This window comes from Candidatus Nanopelagicales bacterium, from assembly GCA_037045355.1.
Classification (GTDB): Bacteria; Actinomycetota; Actinomycetes; order S36-B12.
Window position 1 is genome coordinate 135496 of the sequence record JBAOHO010000012.1, and the last position, 21966, is coordinate 157461.

General features: G+C 65.7%; 21 protein-coding genes and 2 pseudogenes. 9 read left to right on the forward strand and 14 right to left on the reverse strand.

The window, feature by feature from the left end:
* Positions 1-34: 34 nt before the first annotated feature.
* The 5 genes from V9E98_05420 to V9E98_05440 form a co-directional block, all read right to left on the reverse strand.
* Positions 35-1303 carry an amidohydrolase family protein gene (locus tag V9E98_05420; protein MEI2716425.1) on the reverse strand — a complete coding sequence of 423 codons (1269 nt, stop codon included), beginning with the start codon at positions 1301-1303 and terminating at the stop codon, positions 35-37.
* Positions 1204-1845 carry an amidohydrolase family protein gene (locus V9E98_05425; GenBank protein ID MEI2716426.1) on the reverse strand — a complete coding sequence of 214 codons (642 nt, stop codon included), beginning with the start codon at positions 1843-1845 and terminating at the stop codon, positions 1204-1206. The genes V9E98_05420 and V9E98_05425 overlap by 100 nt, the downstream gene beginning before the upstream one ends.
* A 272-nt stretch (positions 1846-2117) precedes the next feature.
* Positions 2118-3185: a hypothetical protein gene (locus V9E98_05430; protein ID MEI2716427.1), complete on the reverse strand. Its 1068-nt coding sequence runs from the start codon at positions 3183-3185 to the stop codon at positions 2118-2120.
* Between the two features lie 3 nt (positions 3186-3188).
* Positions 3189-3731 (reverse strand): exodeoxyribonuclease III, encoded by a 543-nt coding sequence (locus tag V9E98_05435; GenBank protein MEI2716428.1) that lies wholly within the window; start codon positions 3729-3731, stop codon positions 3189-3191.
* Between the two features lie 13 nt (positions 3732-3744).
* Positions 3745-3969, reverse strand: a complete 225-nt coding sequence (locus tag V9E98_05440) for an endonuclease/exonuclease/phosphatase family protein (GenBank protein MEI2716429.1) — start codon at positions 3967-3969, stop codon at positions 3745-3747.
* A gap of 327 nt (positions 3970-4296) precedes the next feature.
* Here V9E98_05440 and rpsF point away from each other — a divergent pair, with 327 nt between their 5' ends.
* The 4 genes and pseudogenes from rpsF (at position 4297) to rplI (ending at position 5929) form a co-directional block, all read left to right on the forward strand.
* The gene (gene rpsF, locus V9E98_05445) at positions 4297-4593 is read left to right on the forward strand and encodes a 30S ribosomal protein S6 (GenBank protein MEI2716430.1); all 297 of its coding nucleotides are present in this window, start codon (positions 4297-4299) and stop codon (positions 4591-4593) included.
* 5 nt (positions 4594-4598) lie between these two features.
* The gene (locus V9E98_05450; GenBank protein MEI2716431.1) at positions 4599-5081 is read left to right on the forward strand and encodes a single-stranded DNA-binding protein; all 483 of its coding nucleotides are present in this window, start codon (positions 4599-4601) and stop codon (positions 5079-5081) included.
* A gap of 149 nt (positions 5082-5230) precedes the next feature.
* Complete coding sequence (gene rpsR, locus V9E98_05455; GenBank protein ID MEI2716432.1) at positions 5231-5467, forward strand: 30S ribosomal protein S18; 237 nt, start codon at positions 5231-5233, stop codon at positions 5465-5467.
* A gap of 14 nt (positions 5468-5481) precedes the next feature.
* A pseudogene (gene rplI / locus V9E98_05460) lies at positions 5482-5929 on the forward strand (50S ribosomal protein L9).
* A 170-nt stretch (positions 5930-6099) separates the two neighbouring features.
* Here the strand turns inward: rplI and V9E98_05465 are convergent.
* The 3 genes from V9E98_05465 to V9E98_05475 all read right to left on the reverse strand — a co-directional run bounded on the left by V9E98_05465 (position 6100) and on the right by V9E98_05475 (position 8134).
* A complete protein-coding gene (locus tag V9E98_05465) occupies positions 6100-6738 on the reverse strand; it encodes a LysE family translocator (GenBank protein MEI2716433.1) in 639 nt (212 codons plus the stop codon).
* 30 nt (positions 6739-6768) lie between these two features.
* The gene (locus tag V9E98_05470) at positions 6769-7428 is read right to left on the reverse strand and encodes a fructosamine kinase family protein (GenBank protein MEI2716434.1); all 660 of its coding nucleotides are present in this window, start codon (positions 7426-7428) and stop codon (positions 6769-6771) included.
* A 220-nt stretch (positions 7429-7648) separates the two neighbouring features.
* Entirely contained in the window at positions 7649-8134 is a 486-nt protein-coding gene (locus V9E98_05475) for a low molecular weight protein-tyrosine-phosphatase (protein MEI2716435.1), read from the reverse strand.
* A 38-nt stretch (positions 8135-8172) separates the two neighbouring features.
* On the opposite strand from V9E98_05475, the gene V9E98_05480 reads away from it, so the two are divergent.
* Both V9E98_05480 and dnaB read left to right on the forward strand, forming a co-directional pair.
* The gene (locus tag V9E98_05480; protein ID MEI2716436.1) at positions 8173-9681 is read left to right on the forward strand and encodes a N,N-dimethylformamidase beta subunit family domain-containing protein; all 1509 of its coding nucleotides are present in this window, start codon (positions 8173-8175) and stop codon (positions 9679-9681) included.
* A gap of 741 nt (positions 9682-10422) precedes the next feature.
* Positions 10423-14013, forward strand: coding sequence for a replicative DNA helicase (gene dnaB / locus V9E98_05485; GenBank protein ID MEI2716437.1), 3591 nt, complete (start codon positions 10423-10425; stop codon positions 14011-14013).
* Between the two features lie 132 nt (positions 14014-14145).
* Here the strand turns inward: dnaB and V9E98_05490 are convergent, their stop codons facing one another.
* The 6 genes and pseudogenes from V9E98_05490 to arsB all read right to left on the reverse strand — a co-directional run bounded on the left by V9E98_05490 (position 14146) and on the right by arsB (position 18674).
* Positions 14146-14988, reverse strand: coding sequence for an ArsA-related P-loop ATPase (locus tag V9E98_05490; GenBank protein MEI2716438.1), 843 nt, complete (start codon positions 14986-14988; stop codon positions 14146-14148).
* Between the two features lie 100 nt (positions 14989-15088).
* Positions 15089-15910, reverse strand: a pseudogene (locus V9E98_05495) (TRC40/GET3/ArsA family transport-energizing ATPase).
* On the reverse strand, positions 15901-16254 hold the full coding sequence (gene arsD / locus V9E98_05500) for an arsenite efflux transporter metallochaperone ArsD (GenBank protein ID MEI2716439.1): 354 nt from the start codon (positions 16252-16254) through the stop codon (positions 15901-15903). The pseudogene V9E98_05495 and the gene arsD overlap by 10 nt, the downstream one beginning before the upstream one ends.
* On the reverse strand, positions 16185-17123 hold the full coding sequence (gene arsM, locus V9E98_05505; protein MEI2716440.1) for an arsenite methyltransferase: 939 nt from the start codon (positions 17121-17123) through the stop codon (positions 16185-16187). The genes arsD and arsM overlap by 70 nt, the downstream gene beginning before the upstream one ends.
* 40 nt (positions 17124-17163) lie before the next feature.
* Positions 17164-17583, reverse strand: coding sequence for an arsenate reductase ArsC (locus tag V9E98_05510; GenBank protein ID MEI2716441.1), 420 nt, complete (start codon positions 17581-17583; stop codon positions 17164-17166).
* Positions 17580-18674, reverse strand: coding sequence for an ACR3 family arsenite efflux transporter (arsB, locus tag V9E98_05515; GenBank protein ID MEI2716442.1), 1095 nt, complete (start codon positions 18672-18674; stop codon positions 17580-17582). Before arsB ends, V9E98_05510 begins: the two co-directional genes overlap by 4 nt.
* Before the next feature lie 22 nt (positions 18675-18696).
* Between arsB and V9E98_05520 the strand changes: the two genes are divergently transcribed.
* The 3 genes from V9E98_05520 to V9E98_05530 all read left to right on the forward strand — a co-directional run bounded on the left by V9E98_05520 (position 18697) and on the right by V9E98_05530 (position 21953).
* A complete protein-coding gene (locus V9E98_05520; GenBank protein ID MEI2716443.1) occupies positions 18697-19107 on the forward strand; it encodes a metalloregulator ArsR/SmtB family transcription factor in 411 nt (136 codons plus the stop codon).
* A gap of 11 nt (positions 19108-19118) precedes the next feature.
* Positions 19119-20843, forward strand: coding sequence for an amidohydrolase family protein (locus V9E98_05525; protein ID MEI2716444.1), 1725 nt, complete (start codon positions 19119-19121; stop codon positions 20841-20843).
* Positions 20844-20960: 117 nt separating this feature from the next.
* A complete protein-coding gene (locus tag V9E98_05530; protein MEI2716445.1) occupies positions 20961-21953 on the forward strand; it encodes a hypothetical protein in 993 nt (330 codons plus the stop codon).
* The last annotated feature ends 13 nt before the right edge of the window (positions 21954-21966 follow it).

Consider the following 21966-nt stretch of genomic DNA (forward strand, 5'->3'; position numbering starts at 1 on the left):
TTCTGTTGCTGAGCCCAACGTGCCGGTGGGGCAGTCAGTGTGCGGGAGATGCAGTTGGGCTGTCCGCCGACCCGCTGAGATCCACCTCGTTGCCATTGACGATGGTCCGCAGGACCGTGATGTCACGGAACTGCGGCATGGGCGTCCGGAGTGGATCGCGGTCGAGGACGACGAGGTCGGCGTACTTGCCGGGGCTGATGGAACCCAGCTTGTCCTCAGCTCGGATCTGCCAGGCCGCATCGATGGTCATCGCCCGCAGGGCTTCGGGCACTGCAATCGACTCATCACTTCCGTATCTACTCCCCTGCGCTGACCTGCGGGTGATGGCTGTGTACATCAGGTGGAAGGGTTTGCTCTCGAACATGGGTTGGTCCGCGTGCAAGCTGTAGGGGATACCGGCCAAGCCGGCCGATCGCACTGGTAGCGCCATGTCAGTGCGCTGGCGACCCAGGATCGAGTCTTCCAATGCTTCGCCGTAGTAGTAGAGGTGATTGATGTGGAAACTCGGGGAGACTCCGAGGTCCCACATCCGCATGAGCTGTTTGGGGCGCATCAGGACTCCGTGCTCGATCCTGTCGCGGTAGGGGTGAAGGTCGAGTTGCCGACCGGCCGACTCGAAAGCGCGGGCGACGTCGTCCAGGGCCTGATCCCCCTGGGCGTGCACGATCAACTGCCAGCCCGCGGCGTTGTACTTCTCGATTGCTGCCGTCAGTTCGGGAACCGAGATGAGGGGCTCACCCGTGTGACCCGGTTCGAGATCCATGTCCTCGAGCGTCAGTTCCGACTTCTTGTACGGCTCCGAGAGGTACGCCGACCCGACGTACGGCGAGCCGTCGTACCACAGCTTCACGCCTAGGACGCGGAACGAGTCGTCGCCGTTGTCAGGGTTATCCGGGAGCAGTTCCGTCATCTCCGGTCGAACGTAGATGTAGTGCCGCGGGAAGGGCTCCCGGCTGGGGAACAACCCCACCCGGTTCAGGAGTTGACCGAGCAGGATGGGCTGCTCTGCGGAGAGGTTCTGCTCGAGCCAGAACATCACCTTCTGATCCGATGTCAGCCCGGCGCTGACCACGGTCGTGTTGCCGTTGGCTGCGTACTGGCGCATGGTTTCCGCGAAGCTGGCCAGTAGCTCCTTCTTCGGAGTCGCGTCCAGATAGGCCTGCTTGATCGGCTCGAATGCGGCCTGTTCCACGATCTCGCCGTTCAGACGGCCGGCCTTGTCCCGACCGTAGTAGCTGGCATCCGAAGGGTCCGGGTGTCGTCGGTGATGCCCGCGGCCTCGAGCGCGGCGGAATTGGCCCAGTAGTTGTGCAGTGTCTGGGACAAGATCACCAGAGGGTTGTCCGGGGCGATGCGATCCAGCTTCTTCCGAGTCGGAGTGCGGAGATCAGTGGTGAGGATGGGATCCAGGCCCCGACCGGCGATCCACTCACCCTTCTCGTAGTCAGGCACTGCTGCCTTGAGTGTGGCCCACACGTCTGAGTTCCGTTTGTGCGTGAACCCGGACAAGTCGATCATGCTGTGCAGGAATGCGGAGATGTCGACGTGACTGTGGGCGTCGATGAATCCGGGCATCATCGTCTTCCCGTCGAGATCGACGAGGACCGTATCGGGAGTCTGCTGTCGCAGTATCGACTCCGAGTCACCCACGGATATGACCCGGCCGTCGCGGACCAGCACTGCCTGGGCACGAGGCAGGGAGTCGTCCATGGTGAGGACGTTGCCGTTGAAGTAGATCGTCTCAGCCTGGCGCTGGTAGTCCGATCGCAGCGACACCGCGAAACCCACAAGGCCCAAGACGATGACGACTGCGACAGCGAGGGCAATGCGTTTCCACATTTTCATCAATTCCCCCGGATCTGATTCATTCCCTGGAAGTTCATCCATCCCCTTGGAAGCTTCATTCCCCGGAAGCCTCATCCCCTTGGAAGCAGTGACGGGCTGGTCCACGTCACATGCCCGATTCTAGCGATCGCAAGCGAAAGGAGTCCCCGGCGAGAGGGCTCCCTCCTGCAAGCGGGCTCCACCCGAGCCGCTCTCCTTCGCAGGCCACTTCGCCGAACCCTGATCACTGGTCCTCGGTGGCGCGCAGTAGCCGAAGGACCGGTGGATCCGGCTCAGAGCATGATGCGGTCGACCACCGGTGCCAGGACCCCATGCCAAGTTGCCCTCACCGGGAAGTGCCAGGTTCCCATCAGTTGGGCCAGGTGCACGGGTGGCCATCCCGGTGCCGGTGAACGCACGGGAGCCCGTCGCTCGGCCGTGATGGTGGGGACCGCGAGTGTGCGAGCGCCACGGGTCCTGCTGCGGGACATGATCTGATTACGCAGCATCTGTACCACTGCTTGATCGGCGTCGGGCAGCGGCAGTGGTGTGGATAGATCCCACGCGCGGTCTCCGACTGTCGCGTACAGCCCCCCGTAGGCGACAGCGCCGTCGCGCTCGACGACCAGCAGCGACACCCCGGCGAAATCGTCGCCCGCCAGTCCCCGCCAACGTTGGGTCAGGTCCTTGAGACCGGGAAGGCTCAGGCCACCGTGGGCGGCGGTGATCGCGGAGTGGACGGCGGCCAGGTCATCGACAGTGCCGGGTCGCACGGTGTACCCCGCCGCCAGTGCCTGCGAGTCGGTCCCGGGCTCACCGGGACTTGGACGGCGGGTGAGGACCACTTCGGCGAGGAAGGTCTCCGGTGCGGTGGTCATCCTGCGCCATCGCGCGGTGGCCAGGCGGTCTGCGACGAGGCGGGAATCCTGCATCGGGTCGGTGGGCCGGTGCAGAACGAGTTCCTTGCCCGCCGCTCGTTCGGAGGGATCGAACCCCCACCACTCGCGGGACGCCACCACCGGGTTCACGCGGGCAGTGAATACGCCGCGTTCCCGGAGGTGGTCGACGAGCGGGTCCAACCAGTTGGACAGGGAATACCGGGGCCGACGCCGCCCCGTCCAGTCGATGTCCGGGCCGGACTCGAACACCGCCACCGACCGCATCGGCAGCCGCGGCAGACCTCGGTAGCGGAAGAGTCCGGCTCCGATGAGGGTCTCCCCGTCGAACCACCCGACGGACTCAGTGCGGGCGGCGACGAACCCTCGACCCCAGCCCGGTGTCTGTTCCAGAGGAACGCTGGGCTGAGAAGCGATGTAGACGCGGTGTTCGGCCGCGCTGATGGTCCGGACGGACAGTGCCATGGCTCAGTCGGACAGGTCGACGACGACGGGTGCGTGGTCCGACGCGGATTTGCCTTTGCGCGCTTCCCGGTCGGAGTAGGCGTCGGTCACACGTTGGGCGACCGCAGGGGTGGCGTAGACGAGGTCGATGCGCATGCCTCGGTTCTTGGGAAACGCCAACTGCCGGTAGTCCCAGAAAGTGAACGCATGCTCGTACTTCAGCGGGCGAGGCTCGATCTCGGTGAGCCCGCCGGCCTCGAGCAGTTTGAGTCCAGCGCGTTCCTGCTCGGTCACATGAGTGCTGTCGCGGAAAGCCTCGATGTCGTAGACATCGGAGTCGGTGGGGGCGACGTTGAAGTCCCCCATGAGAGCCAGGTCGCGGTGAGCGGTCATCTCGGCGCGGGCAGTCTCGTTCAGGGCCCCCAGCCAGCGGAGTTTGTATTGGTAGTGCTCGTGGTCGACCGTGCGACCGTTCGGGATGTACAGACTCCAAATCCGCAGCCCACCGCAGGTCGCGGCGATGGCCCGGGGTTCGATCTTGCCCTCCCATTCGGGCTGCTCCGCCAAGTTGTCCCGGACATCAGTCAGACCCGACGCGACTCACGATGGCCACACCGTTCCACGCTCCGGAACCCAATGCCACCGACTCGTACCCGAGTCCGGAGAACACGAGATCGGGGAAGTCTGCGGTGGCGCACTTGGTCTCCTGGATGCACAGCACGTCCGGTTGGGCGCTGGCCATCCAGGTGGTGAGGTGCTCCAGTCGGCGGTTCACGGAGTTGATGTTCCAGGTGGCGATGCGCACCTGAGGGAGTCTACGTCGGCCCGGCATTTCCCCGATGTCGCCGTATCCGGCGGGAGCGCGGCACCCGGTGGCGGGATGACGTCCGGCTGTGCGCGAGCTCCGCCGTCGGGGGAGGGGCGAGTCCGATACCGAAAGGTGATGCACTCCTGGGCGCCGGACGTCCTCCGCTGGGAACGTGATTTCCGCGCAGCGGGGGGCAGCGGCTACCCTGGGGAAACTTCCCGCCGGGCATCAGCACCGGTTCCACCGGCTGGCGTCGGTCGGGGAGGCGCAGAGACCCTCCTGCCATGGAACGTCCATGGCCGTCCGAGTCCGAAGGAGGCAGGTGTGAACGCGCGCAAATACGAGGTCATGGTGATCCTCGCTCCCGATCTGGAGGAGCGCACCGTGCAGCCCACTCTCGACACGTTCTTGAACGTGATCCGTCACGGTGGGGGCGAGGTGGCCAACATCGATGTCTGGGGCCGGCGCCGCATGGCCTACGAGATCAACAAGCAGTCCGACGGCATCTACGCGGTGCTCGACGTGACGTGCACCCCGGACGCTGTCAAGGAACTCGACCGTCAACTCAGCCTCAACGAATCGGTGCTGCGCACCAAAGTCGTCCGCCCGGAAGCGAAGTAGGGAACATGGCAGCTGGAGATACCACCATCACTGTTGTCGGCAACATGGTTGCCGACCCGGAACTGCGGTTCACGCCCTCCGGTGCGGCGGTCGCGTCGTTCCGAATCGCTTCGACTCCTCGGTTCTTCGACAAGAACGCCAACGAGTGGAAGGACGGCGACTCGCTGTTCTTGACGTGCAACGTGTGGCGCCAATACGCCGAGAACGTCGCGGAATCCCTCAGCAAGGGCATGCGGGTGATCGTCACCGGACGGCTCAAGCAGCGTTCCTATGAGACGCGTGAGGGCGAGAAGCGCACCGTGTTCGAGGTCGAGGTCGACGATGTCGGCCCGGCACTGCGCAACGCGACCGCCAAGGTCAACCGCATTTCCCGTGAGGGCGGATTCTCCAGCGGTGGCAACAGCGGTGGGGGAGGCTTCGGCGCAGCAGCCGATGACCCGTGGGCGTCCGCTCCCGCATCCGACACTCCCCCCTCTGACCCCTTCTGACCGACCCCCCTTCTGACCGACTCGCGTCCGACCGACCTGTCCTCGTCCGACCGTAGTCGTCCGACCGAGGACCCAACCCCCACTCAACCTGACCCCCCTCAGGTTCCCAACTTCCCGGCCCTGTGTGCCGGGCTGACAGGAGAACACCAATGACGAAGCAGATTGTGCGCCCCGTGCGCAAGAAGCCGTGCCAGTTCTGCTCGGAGAAAGCCCCCTACATCGACTACAAGGACACGTCGCTGTTGCGCAAGTTCATCTCCGATCGTGGCAAGATCCGGGCCCGCCGGGTCACCGGCAACTGCAGCCAGCACCAGCGAGAGATCGCGACGGCCGTCAAGAACGCCCGCGAGATGGCGCTGCTCCCCTACACCTCGACCGCCCGCTGACAGGAGACGGAATCATGAAACTGATCCTGACTCGTGAGATTTCCAACCTCGGCTCCCCCGGTGACGTCGTCGAGGTCAAGGACGGATACGGACGCAACTACCTCGTGCCGCAGGGCCACGCGATCGCGTGGACCCGTGGAGCCGAGAAGCAGATCGCGCAGATCAAGCGCTCGCGCGAAGTACGGGAGGTGCGCGATCTCGGTCACGCCAGACGAACTCAAGACCGAACTCGAGGCGTTGTCCGTGACCGTGCCCGCCAAGGCCGGGGACACCGGGCAGCTGTTCGGATCGGTCAGCGCGAAGGACATCGCTCAGGCGATCAAGGCAGCCGGTGGCCCCGATCTCGATCGCCAGCGGTTGCAGATCGATCACCCGATCAAGCACATCGGGGAGCATCAAGTCACGGTGGTCCTTCATCCCGAGGTCAGCGCGACCGTCACTGTGTCGGTCATCTCTGCTTGAGTCCGCGGCAGTTCGTTCCTGAGCGACGTCGGTCGGTGCGTGGCGCAACTGGTCAGCGCTGGCGCAGAAGCGGCTCCTCAACGGAGCGCGCGCTCCGCACCGGTTTGTGGCGCTCCCGCGCCAGGTGCTGGGCCTCTTCAGTTCGCGGGCGGGCGGAGGCCCGATGGGGGTCAGGCCGGACGTCGGGTCCCGAAGAGCGCCAGTAGACCGAGGACGAAGTAGACGCCAGCGGCGACGTATCGAGAACCCGATGCCCATGCGGGCCCCGTTCCGCGTACCGAGAGTTTCTGGGCGATCGTTCCGGCCAAGAGGGCGTAGAGCGAGTCACCGATCAGGGCCAGCAGCACGAAGATGGTGCCGAGAATCAGGATCTGGATCCCGACGGCTCCGGACTCGGCATCGATGAACTGTGGCAGAAAGGCGACGAAGAACAACGCCGTCTTCGGATTCAGCGCAGCGACCCAGACACCTTGCATGAGGATCCGGCGATGCGGGACCCGGGTCGCGATCTGATCCTGCCACTCAGGTCGGCTGCGCAGTCGCGCGATACCCAACCAGATCAGATAGCAGCCGCCCGCGATGCGGATGATGTCGAAGGCGGTGGCCGAGGCGGCGACCACGGCAGCCAGTCCCACCGCAGCCAACAGGACCTGACAGAAGTTCCCGATCCCGACCCCGAGCACCGATACCAAGCCGGCCGTTCGCCCTTGGTCGACGCTGCGCGCCACCACGTAGAGGACCCCGGGCCCTGGGATGGCAACAAGCGTCAACGCAGCGCCGAGGAACAGCCACATCTGAGTGGTATCCACGAGCTCGACCGTAGCGGGCTGAGTTGCCGATCAGGAACGGACCGCGACGGCAGCGCGGGCTGCTTGCGCCGCCTGCTCGCCATACCCGAGTCCGAACATCGCTGCATGCACCAGCAGTGGGAACACCTGGTGTAGCGGAATGCGCCGGACCCAGTCCGAGGGCAGGGGTCGCGTGGCCGAGTACGAGGCGATGATGCCTTCCAAGTGCGGAGCCCCGAACAGGTGCAGCATGGCCAGGTCCGTCTCCGGGTGGCCGCCGCAGGCCGCCGGGTCGATGAGGAGCGTCCCCTCGGACTGCCACATGACATTGCCCGACCACAGGTCACCGTGGATCGGTGCTGGCGCGAGAGCCGGTCCGGCCACCTCGGGGTGACGCAGCAAGGCGTCGCACAGGTCGTCGATCGCGGCGGTCATCCGCGAGTCCACCCCACCGTTCGCGGTGGCCGCTGCCAGGGCGGGCTGCAACCGGTCGTGTACGTAGTGCTCGGGCCAGGACTCGTGTTCACCGAAAGGCACCCGTACCTTGCCGACCCACCCGAACGCCGGGTTGCCCGCCCCTGGTGGGGCGACTCCGAATGTGGGGGCGGTGGTCTGGTGCAGCCTGGCGAGCATCTGCCCACACGCGGCCGCCGCGGCTCGCGAGGGACTCGAGGCATCCACCCAGCGCAGCACCAGCACGTCGGGTCCCACGGCGAGGACCTCGCGGTGTCGCGGCCCCGGAGCGCGCCAACCAGGTCAGCCCGGCAGCCTCCACCTCCGCCATCCCGACGGCGCCGGCGGGAGTTCGTTTCGACGAACGCCGATGATCCGTCGACCAGTTCGGCCCGCCAGGCTCGGCAGGTGTCACCACCGCCGATGGGCCGCACACTTCGCGCCCGCACGCCCAAGGTCGCGAGGTCGGGCCCTTCGGTCATGACCGAAGTTCAGCGGCCACGAACTGTACGACGCCGTCGGCGGCGCGCTCGATCATCGCGAGCACATCGTGGAATCCGTCAGCTCCGCCGTAGTACGGGTCAGGGACATCGGCGTTCGCCGATGCTTCGGGATCGAACGAGCGCAGCATGCGCACGTGTTCGATCGGCACGTCGTGCCGCTCGGCGAGTTCGAGCAGGGCGTCGTAGTTGTCCCGGTCCATGGCCAGGACGAGGTCCGAACGCTCGAGCCATTCGGGCTGGAATCGGCGGGCGCTGTGGCGGAGGTCGTAGCCTGCGGCCGCCAGCGTCGCGAGCGCCCGTGGGTCGGCATCGGCTCCGACGTGCCAGCCGCCGGTTCCCGCGGAGTCGACCACGACGTCCGCACCCAGACCCGCGTCGTCGAACCGGCGCCGCAGGACAGCTTCGGCCATCGGCGATCGGCAGATGTTTCCGAGACAGACAGCGGTGATCAGGTAGGGCACCGTCCGACCGTACCCCTGCAGTGGGCGACAATCTGGAGGTGCTGCGTACCACCGTCCTGCTCACCTGTGCCGCGCTGACCTTGACCGCATGCGGAGGAACCCCGGCCCCCGAGACACCGCCGGTCGACGCGACGACCATGGCCGATCAGCCCGAGAACCCGGTGGTGGTCGAGAACAACCGGCCGGGCGACCCCTCCTGGCGGCAGGCGATCCGGCGGGCCGATGACCCCGATGCCCTGTCCGCGTATGCCGACAGGTCATCGATCGATCCGGGCGAACGGGTCCAACTCTTCGTCTCCACCACGGCCGACCGTTACGACGTGACGGCCTATCGGGTCGGCTGGTATTCCGGCGACAAAGCCCGCAAGGTGTGGGAATCCGGCGCCCAGCGGGGTCAGAGCCAGACGGGCGAGGGCTTCATCGCGGCGACCTCGACGCCATACGCGCAGTGGCAACCGTCTGTGGACATCGAGACGGCAGACTGGATCCCGGGCATGTATCTACTGCGGTTGGTGGGGGACAACGGCGCGGAGTGGCTCGTCCCCTTGGTGGTGCGCTCACCAGACGCGCAAGGTCGCATCGTCTTCATCATGAGTGACCTCACGTGGCAGGCGTACAACATGTGGGGAGGACGGTCCGCGTACACCGGTCCGGGGGGTTTCGCTGACCGGTCGCGGGCGGTGTCGTTCTCGCGGCCCTACCTGAACGGCTCCGGGACGGGCAAGTACCTCGGCTATGAGCATCCGGTCGTGGTGTTGGCCGAGCGGCTCGGGATTCCCGTGTCCTACGTCGCAGCCACGGACCTCGCCGATGGTGCGGAGGAACCGTTGCGAGGCGCCGAAGGTGTCGTGTCGTTGGGGCACAACGAGTACTGGACCCGTCCGGAGCGCGATGCGGTGACCCGCGCCCGTGATGCCGGCGCCGACCTGGCCTTCCTGGGCGCCAACACGATGTACTGGCGGGTGCGGGTCGAGAAGGGTCCGCAAGACCTACCGCTGGAGGTCGTGTACAAGTCGGCCGCCGAGGACCCCGAGTCCGGTGATCAGTCGACGGCTCGGTTCCGCGACGACCCGGGCGCCGAGGCCGAGCGGTCGCTGGTCGGCATGGACTACGAGTGCTTCCCAGCCACAGGGGAGTACACGATCGCCGATCGCGGATTCTTCCTCTTCGATGGCGCAGACACCTCGCGCACGTACTCGGGCTTGGTGGACATCGAGGTCGACCGCGCCTACCCCCTGCCGGGCACGCCCAAGAACCTGCAGATCGTGGCCAACAGTCCGACCGACTGCGGTGGTGTGTCGACCGTCAGCAACTCGACCTACTACAGCACCGATTCCGGTGCCGGCGTGTTCGCCGTCGGGACGATGGGGTGGGTCCTGCGGGCCCTGCGCGGTGGCGCCCCCGGGCCGACGACCCAGTTCGCCGAGAAGGTGACGTCCAATCTGTTGCTCGAGATGATGCGCGGACCCATGGGGGAGGGCCACCCCGCCAACGGCAACATCAAGCAGTTCGATCTGCCGACGACGAACACGACCGGCGCCGCCTGACCCAGCGTCGAATCCTGCGCTGACCATGTTCCCGCCTGACTCGGTGCCGCACCCGGCGCTGACGATGATCCAGCCCGACTCGGACCTCTCCCGGGGCTGACGACGGACCGGAACGAGGCCTGCGGTTGGTGCTTGACGTAATGCGGGGATTCACTTGTTCACAATTCGTCCATCCGAGTCAGTGGGGCGGTTCACCGCCAGGATTACTTGGTGATCCACAGGCCGTGGATCAAGGATTCCCTGGTCAGAGGGTGTGTCGTGATTCAGATCACAGCTATTTCCCCAGGCAATCCACACATCTGTGGACGACGACTACTCACGCTGTCCACATCACTATCCACAGGTGGCGGATTATCACGATGGACAGTGCTTCACCTCGCACCTAGCGTCGGTCACGCCTGGTTCGCAGGGGTGTGGAACAGGCCGGTGACTCGGCGGTGTCGACCTGGAGGGGGCATCGCAGACGGGCCACGTTGGTGGGGGGCTACCGCCGGTGGGCGGCGGCGGCACGGGTGGGACAACCGCCGCCGCCCCCGCCGAGCCGGCGGGACTGTCGGACCGCTCCGGTACAGGTAGTTCCACACAAGGCCGACCAAGGCAACGGCAGTCCGCTGATCAGGCAGATCAGCGTCGGCGAAGCGGTTCGGCCGGGACGACGACGTGGGACGACGGGCGACGACGGGCGACGACGGGAAGGTGGCGACGATGACCATTGCGGAGTACCCGCCCCCACCGTCCGACATGCCAGTCGTCACCCAGGCGCCCTCGGACCGCACCCCGCCGCAAGACATCGCCGCCGAACAGTCCGTCCTGGGTGGCATGTTGCTGAGCAAGGATGCCGTCGCGGATGTCGTCGAGATAATCCGCCAGGCGGACTTCTACCGCCCGGCGCACCAGATCATCTTCGCGGCCATCACCGACCTGTTCACGCGCGGCGAACCCGCTGATGCGATCACCGTGGCGCACTGGCTCACCGAGTCCGGCGATCTGAACCGGATCGGCGGCGCCACCTACCTCCACACGCTCGTCGCCTCGGTCCCGACCGCCGCGAACGCCGGCTACTACGCCGAGATCGTGCGCGACACCGCCGTGCGGCGCCGTCTCGTCGATGCCGGGACTCGAATCACCCAGTGGGCGTATGCCGGTGAGGGCGACGTGGACATGGTCGTCGACCGGGCCCAGGCCGAGGTCTTCGACGTCACCAGCCTGCGCACCGCCGAGGACTTTCTGCCGCTCGCCGACATCATGGACGGCGCCGTCACCGAGATCGAAGCAATCGCCTCGCGGGGGGGCGAGATGGTCGGGGTACCGACCGGCTTCATCGACCTTGACCGGCTCACCAACGGTCTGCACGCCGGGCAGTTGATCATCGTGGCCGCGCGACCCGCCATCGGCAAGGCACTCGCGCTCGACACGGCCATCCCCACCCCTGACGGCTGGACCGTCATGGAGGATCTCGCTGTCGGTGATCGCGTCCTGGGCCCCGACGGCCGCCCCACCACGGTGATCGCAGCCACCGACACGATGACCGACCGAGACTGTTTCCGGGTGGAGTTCTCCGATGGCTCATCCGTCGTCGCGGACGCTGATCACCAGTGGCAGGTCACCCTGTCCGCGGGGGGCCGCGCGCTGGTACGCACCACTCGCGAACTCGGGGCGTGGTTGAACCGCTGCGACGGCGCTGACCTGCCGTTGTTGCCAGGTGTCACCGGGCTCGACCTGCCGCCGCGTGATCTTCCCATCGACCCCTACGCCCTCGGAGTGTGGTTGGCGGCCGGAGACAACCCCGACTTCCGGCTCGACCCCGAGATTGACATGTGGCTGGAGGGCCGCAACACCAATCTGGACGAGGTCAGTGGCCGGGCCGAGCGCGCCGGCGTGTCCATCCGGGGTTTCGTCCCCCGCAGTTACCTGCGTGCCTCACTGAGGCAACGCCGCGAACTGCTGGCCGGACTGCTCGATGTCGCCGGCGATGTCGACGAATCAGGCACCATCGAGATCCCGGTCGGTTCGCGGCCCATGGCCACCGACCTACATGAACTGCTGGCCACTCTCGGAATCTCGGCAGCCGTCACCACCGGGCCGGGTCGGGGTGGCCAGGCACAACCGACCGTCCTGCTCACCTTCACCTGTGACGAGCCGGTCTTCATGCTGCACCGCAAGGATCTGCTCCACAAGGAGCGATGGGGCCGCTATGCCCACGGACCTGCACAACAGCGCTTCATGACCGCGATCAGTCCCGTAACGTCTGTGCCCGTGAGGTGCATCGAAGTCGACAATGACTCGCATCTCTTCCTGGCCGGCCGAGCCATGGTCCCCACCCACAACTCGACATTGGGCCTGGACATCGCGCGTTCGGCCTCCGTCAAGCACGGTCTGGCCAGTGTCATCTTCAGCCTCGAGATGAGCCGCAACGAGATCGTGATGCGGTTGCTCAGCGCCGAAGCGCAGGTGCCCTTGCACAACATGCGGTCGGGCAAGATGCATGATCCGGAATGGCGCAAGATCGCCAGCCGCCAAGGCGTTCTGCACGAGGCACCGCTATTCGTGGACGACTCGCCCAACATGACCATGACCGAGATTCGGGCGAAGTGCCGCCGACTCAAGCAGCGCCACGACCTGCGCCTCGTGATCGTCGACTACATGCAGTTGATGTCCTCCGGCAAGAAAGTCGAATCCCGCCAGCAGGAAGTCAGCGAGTTCTCGCGCTCGTTGAAGCTCCTGGCCAAGGAACTCGAAGTCCCGGTCATCGCGATCAGTCAGTTGAACCGCGGACCCGAGACCCGCAACGACAAGAAGCCGATGCTGTCCGACCTGCGCGAATCCGGGTGCCTCACTGCTGCCACTCGCGTCATGCGCGCCGACACCGGAGCTGAGGTCACCTTGGGCGAGTTGTATCGCACCGGGGCGCGGGACATCCCCGTGTGGGCTCTGGACGACTCCTTGCGTTATCGCCCGCGCACCATGACCCATGTCTTCCCGACGGGACACCGAGAGGTGTACCGCATTCACACCGCCACCGGCCGCACCGTCGAGGCCACCGCCAACCACCCGCTACTGACACATTCCGGCTGGACCGACGTCGCCGAACTGGTACCGGGTACACGCATCGGCACCGTGCGTCATGTGCCCGCCCCCCGCACGACCACTCCCATGGACACCGATGAGCTGATCCTGCTCGGACATCTACTCGGCAGTGGATCCATCCGGACAGCTGCAGATATCGAGTACCGCAGCGCCAGTGCCACCAACATCGCCATCGTGGCTGACGCCGTCCAGCGCCGATTCGGCGTGCGAGCGGGCCGTTCGGACGATCATCGGATCTCTGCGCTCCACCTGTCTCCTCCCACCGATTCCCACGAGGACCCGGTGCGTGAGTGGCGCGACCAGATGCTGCCCGCCGCCGCGGACACCGTTGTTCCGGCTCCGGTGTTCGCCGCCCCCAAGGGCCAGGTTGCGATCTTCCTGCGCCACCTGTGGGCGGCCGGCGGCGTCATTGCCCGCCATCCCGCGGGCGGAAGGGGTGTCGTTCAGTTCGTGACCGGCTCGCGGCGCCTCGCCGAAGACGTCAGTCGGCTGCTTCTGCGGTTCGGCCTCGCTGCCGGAGTCACGCCGCTGTCCGTGGCCGATGGCCTCGTGTTCCGTGTCCTGATCGATGACCCCGCTGACCAGAAGGTCTTCCTGCGCCGGATCGGCGGTATCGGCCTCTTGGCTCGGCCGGCGGCTGAGTTCCTCGGCGCGCTGGAGGCGCAACCCCGCGGCCATTCCTCCGACCCAGCCAATGGCCCGTCCAACGACGCGACCAAAGAACTGTGGCGCGAGGTTCGTGAGGTACTCGCCGGTGCCGACCTGACCGGGCTCGAGCAGCAGTTCGCGACAGTGGCGATCGACGAACGCATCGTTCACCCCGAGATGGACCCCGAGCTCGTCGACCGCTACGCAGAGGACGTCACCCTGCCCGACTCACAGGCGCGGCATCTGCAGCGGCTGGCGCGGGTCTTCGACTCCGAGGAGATGGAGTTGGTGGCCACCAACGACATTCTGTGGGACGAGGTCACGGACATCGAGTACATCGGCTGGCAGGACGTCTTCGACGCCACCGTGTTGGGCAGTCACAACTTCATCGCCGATGGCGTCGCCGTGCACAACAGCCTCGAACAGGATGCCGACATGGTGGTCCTCATCCACCGCGAAGATGCCTACGACAAGGACAGCAGTCGCCTCGGCGAGGCCGACCTCATCGTCGCGAAGCATCGCAACGGCCCTACTGACACGATCACCGTTGCCTTCCAAGGCCACTACAGCCGTTTTGTTGATATGGCTCGCGAGTAGGCACTGTTGTCGGATCTCATGTCAGATGCTCAAATCTCAAACCGAGGCGCTCACTGAATGCTCAGGTAGACACTCACTACGGGGAGTGTCTGGGGGCGCTTGGACGTGAGCGGCGTCCAGGACTCGGGTTCGTTATGTGTGGGCTGGGTCGCCTGACAGTGCGGTGAGGGCGTCCGCACCAACTGGTTCGGTGGGCAGCATGGGGATGGCTGCTAGGCGTTGAGCCAGTTCGGTGATTCGCAGGTATTGGCCGAGTTCCTGGTGGGCTCGTTGCTGCAGCAGTGGCGATTCTGGGTTGGCCGCGGCGATCGAGTTGTTGATGATCCAGGCCCAAGGGTGGATTCCGGCCCGAAGCAGGTCAATCTGAAGGTGCTCGGCTTCGGTGACGGGGGTGGGTTCTGGAGTGGTGACGATGAGGACCTTGGTGAGGTCGGGGTCCTGCAGCAGCATCAAAGGGGTGTGCAACGACAGGTTGTCTCCTGCCTGTCGAACCATGTCTCGGTGGTAGGCGCCTGCGGTGTCGAGGAGGAGGAGTGTGTGGCCGGTCGGCGCTGTGTCCACCACCACGAAGCGGCGTCGGCCTTCGAGGACGATGCGGGAGAACTGCTGGAATACGGCGATCTCCTCGGTACAGGGGGACAGGAGGTCTTCTGCGAGGTGGGCTTTGCCGTCGGCGTCGAGATTCTTGCCTTTGGTGGCCATGACGCGTTGGCGGTATTCGGTGGTGGCTTGTTCGGGGTCGACGCGGGTGACCCGGAGGTGTTCGACGCTGTCGGGCAGCACATCGGTGAGGTGGGCCGCAGGGTCGGTGGTGGTGAGGTGAACGTCGTGGCCGCGCGCGGCGAGGGCGACCGCGATTGCGGCTGCAACCGTGGTCTTGCCGACCCCACCCTTGCCCATACACATGATCAGTCCGTGGCCTTGCTGCTCCAGCGAGTCGATGAGGTTGCCCATGCGGTAGCGCTGGAGTGCCATCTACGGGCTCGACTGGGGTGCCGGTTACGGTGTCTTCACTGAGCAGAACCCGGAGCGCGGGGAGTCCGACGACGTTGTCTGGACGCAGGGGGATCAGGTCGCGGGGAAGGTCGGCGACATGCCCGGACATCGCGGCCAATGCGTGGTGCTCCCGCCGGCGAATCGCCTGGTCGAGGGCTGGGGATTCGACGCTGTCGGGGAGGATCGCGTTGACGACGACGTTCGATGCGGTGATCCCGATGTCGGCGAGTTCCCGGTAGGTGCGAGACAGTTCCTGCAGCGCTGAAGGTTGGGCGCGCGTGACGAGGATGAGGCGTGTCTGCTTCAGGTCTTGAAGGGTGGCGACTGCCTCGGCGTACTGGGTGCGTTGTTGGTCGAGTCCAGCCAGGGGCCCCAGGCAGGAGGCGTCTCCCTTGCCGTCGTCAAGGAACCCGGTCCAGGAGCCGGGAAGTTGCAGCAGCCGGATGGTATGACCGGTCGGGGCGGTGTCGAAGATGATGTGGTCGTACCGCTGGTAGGCGGCATCGTTGGTCAGCAGGGCGGTGAACTCGTTGAAGGCAGCGACCTCCGTGGTGCACGAGCCAGACAGTTGTTCGGTGATCGCCGCGATCTCAGGAGCGGGCAGCAGGTCCCGGACGGGGTCGATGATGCTGTTGCGGTAGGCGTCCGCCGCCTGCTCCGGGTCGATTTCCAGCGCGTCGAGTCCCGGTACTTCGGGGACTGGGGTGATGGTGTTGCCGATGGTGACGCCGAACACCTGGGCGATGTTCGATGCGGGGTCGGTGCTGACCAGGAGGACGCGGCATGTCGGGGTGGCGAGGGCCACGGCGGTGGCGCTGGCGATGGAGGTCTTGCCCACCCCACCCTTGCCGGTGAAGAACAAGTAGCGGGGTGGGCTGGTGAGGAAGCGCATTAGCAGCATCCGCCGCTGCCGCAGCAGGAGTCACCTTCTGAGTCGTTGAGCAGCGTCAATGAGCTTGAGGTGGGAGTCGCTGCGATCTCGGCGTAGCGTTCGAGGTCACTGCGACTGGGATAGGTTCCCGTGAGCACAGTTACTCCGTTGACCGTTGTCAGGGGTAATCCGGCTGATCCAGCGACCTGCAGGAACCCTTTTACCGTGTCGCTGGAGGCGAATGCCAGGGGGTTGTTGGCGAGGTTGTGCCGTTCGATGTCAACGCCGCGGCCTTGAAGCGCGTTCAGGTCAGCGGTGAACTCCACCAAGGCTTCGTCGACGTCCGGCCCGCATACCCCGGTGTTGCAGCACAACGCAGGCTCGTAGACGCGAATGACGGGCGTTGCGGCCCGGGGTTCCCCCCGGGCTTGACCGCCCGGATGGCCGCTGATCGGATCACACCGTCCAGGCTGGTGAGCGCGTCATTGACGTCCAACCCTGCGGGCACTTCGGATTCGGGTACGTCGTTCACAAGTCCCTCCAGGGCGGCCCGGTCGAAGACCTTCGTCGGGTCCACCGACACTGCTGTGAATCCGGCATCGGTCAGCCCGGAGACACAGTCGGTCTCGGTGAGGGCGCCGCTGATGCAGCCGGTCCACAGGGCGGTGATGCTGGCGAGTTCATCGGGTAGGGGACGGCTGAGCACCACGTCGGAGACGGCCAGGCGGCCTCCGGGTCGTAGCACGCGGAAGGCTTCTGTGAAGACTCGACTCTTGTCCCCCGACAGGTTGATCACGCAGTTGGAGATGATCACGTCGACGGAGTTGTCGGGCAGGGGGATGTCCTCGATGTGTCCTTTCAGGAACTCAACGTTGGAGATGTCGGCCTTCGCCTGATTTCGTCGGGCGAGGTCCAGCATCTCGTCGGTCATGTCCAGGCCGTAGGCCTTGCCGGTGGGGCCGACGCGTTGCGCTGACAGCAGTACGTCGATACCCCCGCCCGAGCCCAGGTCGAGGACGGTCTCGCCGGGCTTGAAGTCGGCAAGAGCGGTGGGGTTGCCGCAGCCCAGCGAGGCGATGATCGCTTCTTCGGGGAGTAGCGATTTCACGGACTCGTCGTACTGTGACCCGCCGAAGACCTGTGAGTCGTCCAACGGCGCCGAACAGCAGGTGGCCGATTGCGCGGCTGCGGCGTACCGCTCTCGCACTGTTTCACGGACCTGCTCTACCGAGGTGTCATTCATGAGTGTTGTCCTTCTGGGCGTTGCTATCCACGGGGTACGGCTATGACGTTGCTGCCGGAGGGGCGATCTCTGCGATCAGGGTTTCGACGCGGGTGCGGATCTCGTCGCGGATGGGGCGAACGGCAGCAACGCCTTGGCCGGCGGGATCCTGCAGGCTCCAGTCCTCGTATCGCTTGCCGGGGAAGATGGGGCAGGCATCGCCGCATCCCATGGTGATCACCACGTCGGACTCTTTGACCGCTTCGGTCGTGAGTACCTTCGGCACCTCGGCGGAGATGTCGATGCCTTCTTCCGCCAGAGCCTCAACGACTGCGGGGTTGACTGTGTCGGCGGGTGCTGACCCTGCGGAACGAACTTCGACGCGGTCACCGGCCAGGTGGGTGAGGTAGGCGGCGGCCATCTGGGAGCGGCCTGCGTTGTGGACGCAGACGAACAACACGGACGGTTTGCTGGCGGTCATGCTTTCTCCATCTGGGGGGTGGGGGTGAACAGGCGGTTGCGTAGCCACAGCGAGACGTAGACAAGGGCGACGAGGGCGGGCACCTCGATCAGGGGGCCGATGGTTCCGGCGAGGGCTTCCCCGCTGGTGACACCCCACACGCCGATGCAGACGGCGATGGCGAGCTCGAAGTTGTTTCCGGCTGCCGTGAACGCCATGGTGGCGGTCTTCGGATAGTCCAAGCCGATGGCCCGCGAAGCGAAGAACGCGGTGAACCACATGATCGCGAAGTACACCAACAAGGGGATGGCGATCCGGATGACCGCCAGCGGTTCGGAAGTGATGCGTTGCCCCTGCAGGGCGAACATGACCACGATGGTGAACAGCAGCCCGTACAGGGCAATCGGTGAGATGCGGGGCAGGAACTTGTCGTCGTACCAAGCGCTGCCCTTGCGGGCGATGCCGACTCGGCGGGTCAGGTATCCGGCGACGAGAGGAATCCCCAGGAAGATCAGGACGCTTTTGGTTATCGACCACGTAGAGAACTGGGCGTCCGCGGTCTGCCAGCCGAGCCACCCAGGCAGGATCTGAAGATAGAACAGGCCAAGTGCGCTGTAGGCGACGATCTGGAACAGCGAGTTGATCGCCACCAGCAGCGCTGCCGCCTCCCGGTCTCCGCAGGCAAGGTCGTTCCAGATCAACACCATCGCGATGCAACGGGCCAGCCCCACGACAATCAGTCCAGTGCGGAACTCCGGCTGGTCGGAGAGGAAGGTCCAAGCGAGGATGAACATCAGCGCCGGTCCGATGATCCAGTTCAACAGCAGTGAGAGGCCGAGCAGGTTCCGGTCGCCGGTGATGTGACCGATCTCCTCGTAGCGGACCTTTGCCAACACCGGGTACATCATGGCCAGCAGACCCACCGCGATCGGGATGCTCGTGCCCTCGATCTCTCCGGACCCCAGGACGTCCTGGACACCGGGCCACAGCCTTCCCAGGAGCAGGCCCGCGACCATCGCCGCGCCAATCCACAAAGGCAGCCACCGGTCCAGCAGGGACAGACGCTGCAACACCGCTGTCTCCAGGACGTCGGTCTGCTGGCTTGCGCTCATGGACCCTCACTCGCATCGATGCTTGTCAATACGCACGGTACGCCCCTATATTTACAGCAGTCAATACGCCGCTCGGAAGGGGTCGTTCACGATGGCAAACGCAGCCGCGACGGCTTCCACGGTCGATGTATCAGCCTGCTGCGCCAGCGGACTCACGACGCCCATCGACCGCGCCGATGCCGAGAACCTCGCCAAGATCCTCAAGGCTGTCGCGGAACCCGCCCGACTCCAGTTACTCGCGCTCATCCGTTCAGCAGGTGAGCGCTGCGCGTGTGACCTCACTGAACCGATTGGGCTCTCGCAACCCACCGTCAGCCACCACCTGAAGGTGCTCACCGACGCGGGGCTCATCACCCGCGAACAACGCGGCCAGTGGGCGTGGTTCAGAGCCAACGAAGCGCGGATCGGCGAACTCGCGAAACTCTTTGCCTGAAGGTGCGCGACATGACCGACACCATCCTGACCGCGTCATCCATCATCACGATGGACGACGCCCACCCACGAGCCGAGGCGATCGCCTTCGACAGCGACACGGGGCTGATCACCGTGGTGGGCACAGTGGCGCAGTGCCGGGAACACGCCCCCGGGGTCGCGGTCACCGATCTCGGCGGCACCGTCTTGATGCCAGGCTTCATCGAGGCCCACAGCCATCCGGTGTTGGCGGGATTGCTCACCCAGGACCCGGTGCACTGGATCGCGCCATCCAACGGCTACCCGACCTTCGCGGACGTCGCGGGACTGTGGCACACGATCGACAAGGAGACCAGCCCGGGCACGCCGGTCGTCTTCTATGGGCTCGACCGGCCCACGCAGGGGGTGGCGGCGCCCACCGCACCCAGTCTGGACGACTACTTCCCCGGTCGTTCTGCGGTTGTCCTCGACAACTCCGGACACGCCGTGTACTTCAACTCGAAGGTCATCGATGAACTCGGATGGCCTGACGGCAAACCTCCCGCCGATCCGCCGGGTGCGCGCTTCGGCCGTAACCCCGACGGCACGTCCAACGGCATCGCCTACGAGACCGCGGCGATCCTTGCAGTTGCTGTGCCCACACTCCAACGGGTTATCGCCAACCCCTTGGCGTCGGCCGCAGCGTTCGTCCGGCTCATGGCTGCCAACGGCATCACCGCCACGTCGGACATGGCGTACGCGGACACACTGCTGCCCGCCTACGAGGCCCTGTTGTCGCGCCCGGATGCGCCGATTCGCATCAGCGTCTACCGGTCGATGACCGGACCGAACGCCCACGACCCGGTCGCCACCTCCCTGTCCACGGCCCTGCTACAGCAGCAGGGAGTCAAGATGTGGGCGGACGGCTCCCCGTTCCTCGGGACCCTCGCCGCTTCGTTTCCCTACGCGAGCAGCGCTGTGGTGCAGCAGGCCGGCATCCCGATCGGACCCGGTGGGGTAGCGAACATGAACTGGACCAGGCAGCAGATCGACCCGATCCTGGACCATTTCGCCCCCACGGGCCTGCAAGTGGTCACCCACATCAACGGTGACGAAGCGCTCGACATCATGCTGGACGCGTACGAGCATGCCCTGGCTGTGCACCACCTGCTCGGCACGAACCACCGGTGGCGCATCGATCACTGTGGGGCGGCCCGAGCGGACCAACTCCAGCGGGCTCACTCATTGGGGGTCGTGCTGTCTTCGGCGATCTATCAGGTCATCTACTGGGGGGATCTGCTGGACGGTCAACTGTTTGCCACGGACATCGGCTCACAGTGGGCAGCGACCGGCGACGCGGTCCGGGCGGGGATGCGCATCTCGTTTCACAATGACGGTCCACTGAGTCCCCCCATCCCGTTGGCCAATGTCGAATGCGCGGTGACCCGCAGGTCGGTCACCGGCCATGTCCACGGACCGCAGCAGATCATCGACCTCGAGAAGGCGCTGCGAGGGCACACCATCGACGCCGCATATGGTCTGCGCCGCGAGAAGGAGATCGGGTCGCTCGCGGTCGGCAAGTACGCGGATCTCGTGGAACTGTCCACCGATCCCTACGAGGCCGATCCGACAAAACTGGTCGAGCAGGTTGCGGTGCACGGCACCTGGCTGGCCGGTAGGCGGATCGATCTCGATCAGTTCGTCCAGCAGGTGACAGGCCTCGATCCGGCATCCCACCCGGTCGACCACGGGGACGTCATCGCCACCCACAGTTGCTGATTCGCCGCGGCGCGGGCCCTGATTGCGGGGCGCGGGCCCTGAGGTGCCGGGGCGCGGATCCCGCGGCGCGCTGCAGGGATCGGACACCCACTGCCGTGGTGCGGGAGACTCCGGACCATGGCCTCCACCGCCTCCGCTCACCGCTCTGACGTGATCCGACGGATGACGTCAGGGATGGTCCTGCTGCTCGTGGCCGTGGCCCCGCCGCTGGTTGTCGGGGCCCTGGTCCTGGGCAGCGGGTCGTTCACGCTGTGCCTTTTCGGAGTTCTGGTCGGGCTCATGAACACATTGATCGGTGGGGTGCGTGTCGGGCTCATCGCATCGGCTCTGTTCGTACTGCTCACTCCGGTGGCCTTGACCGTGGGCACCGCTCCGGTGGCCGGCGCCAGTCTCATGGCGGTCATCTGCCTGTTCGTGGGAGGTGGCGCCCTGTGGCGCCGGTACAGCGGCCTCTTCGAAATCCCGTTGGGGATGATCTACCTGATGACGCTGCCCGAGCCGCAGACCAGCGCGATCGCAGCCAAGACCGGTTGGCTGGGATTCCTCGTCACGGCGATGCTCGCGACAGGGGTCAGCGCGCTGTGGTCGGTGGCCGCCGTCCGAGTGCTGAAGGCGGACAAGGATGTGCCCCTCAGCGTCAAGAACGCGAAAGAGGACACGGTCGCGTACACGATCATCATGACGGTGTTGGTGTCCCTGTCGACGCTGTACGTCTTGGCGTTCGCGCAGGACACTCACGGCGTCTGGCTGGTTCTGACCCTGTTCATGGTCCTTCAGATCGGCCCCGGGGCGACAGAGTCACGTGCGTTTCATCGTGTCTGGGGCACGATCGCCGGGGCCTGGCGTCGCCGCTGTCCTGGCCACCGTGGTGCCGAACGAGTGGATCCTGGTGATCCTCGTCGTCGGAGCCTTCTTGGGGACCTTGGCGATGATTGGCCGCTCACCGTACTGGCTGTATACGTTCTTCTTGACCAACCTGATCCTGCTCGGGACAACCCCGACCGATCAGGCCGTCACCTCCAGTCTGGAACGCGTCGGGTACACGGTCGTCGCTGCGCTGCTGTCGCTGCTGGCGATCGGCGCCTACGAACGCTTCTGGCGCCCGCCTGATCCTTGATCGCGC

Excerpts from the sequence above, each read along its gene's own strand:
- rpsR (MEI2716432.1), top strand. The coding sequence starts at position 5,231 with ATGACGAAGCAGATTGTGCGCCCCGTGCGCAAGAAGCCGTGCCAGTTC.
- V9E98_05510 (MEI2716441.1), bottom strand. The coding sequence starts at position 17,583 with ATGACCGCCAGCAAACCGTCCGTGTTGTTCGTCTGCGTCCACAACGCA.
- arsB (MEI2716442.1), bottom strand. The coding sequence starts at position 18,674 with ATGAGCGCAAGCCAGCAGACCGACGTCCTGGAGACAGCGGTGTTGCAG.
- V9E98_05525 (MEI2716444.1), top strand. The coding sequence starts at position 19,119 with ATGACCGACACCATCCTGACCGCGTCATCCATCATCACGATGGACGAC.
- V9E98_05490 (MEI2716438.1), bottom strand. The coding sequence starts at position 14,988 with ATGGCACTCCAGCGCTACCGCATGGGCAACCTCATCGACTCGCTGGAG.
- dnaB (MEI2716437.1), top strand. The coding sequence starts at position 10,423 with ATGCCAGTCGTCACCCAGGCGCCCTCGGACCGCACCCCGCCGCAAGAC.
- V9E98_05450 (MEI2716431.1), top strand. The coding sequence starts at position 4,599 with ATGGCAGCTGGAGATACCACCATCACTGTTGTCGGCAACATGGTTGCC.
- V9E98_05425 (MEI2716426.1), bottom strand. The coding sequence starts at position 1,845 with ATGAAAATGTGGAAACGCATTGCCCTCGCTGTCGCAGTCGTCATCGTC.
- V9E98_05530 (MEI2716445.1), top strand. The coding sequence starts at position 20,961 with ATGGCCTCCACCGCCTCCGCTCACCGCTCTGACGTGATCCGACGGATG.
- V9E98_05430 (MEI2716427.1), bottom strand. The coding sequence starts at position 3,185 with ATGGCACTGTCCGTCCGGACCATCAGCGCGGCCGAACACCGCGTCTAC.
- arsM (MEI2716440.1), bottom strand. The coding sequence starts at position 17,123 with ATGAATGACACCTCGGTAGAGCAGGTCCGTGAAACAGTGCGAGAGCGG.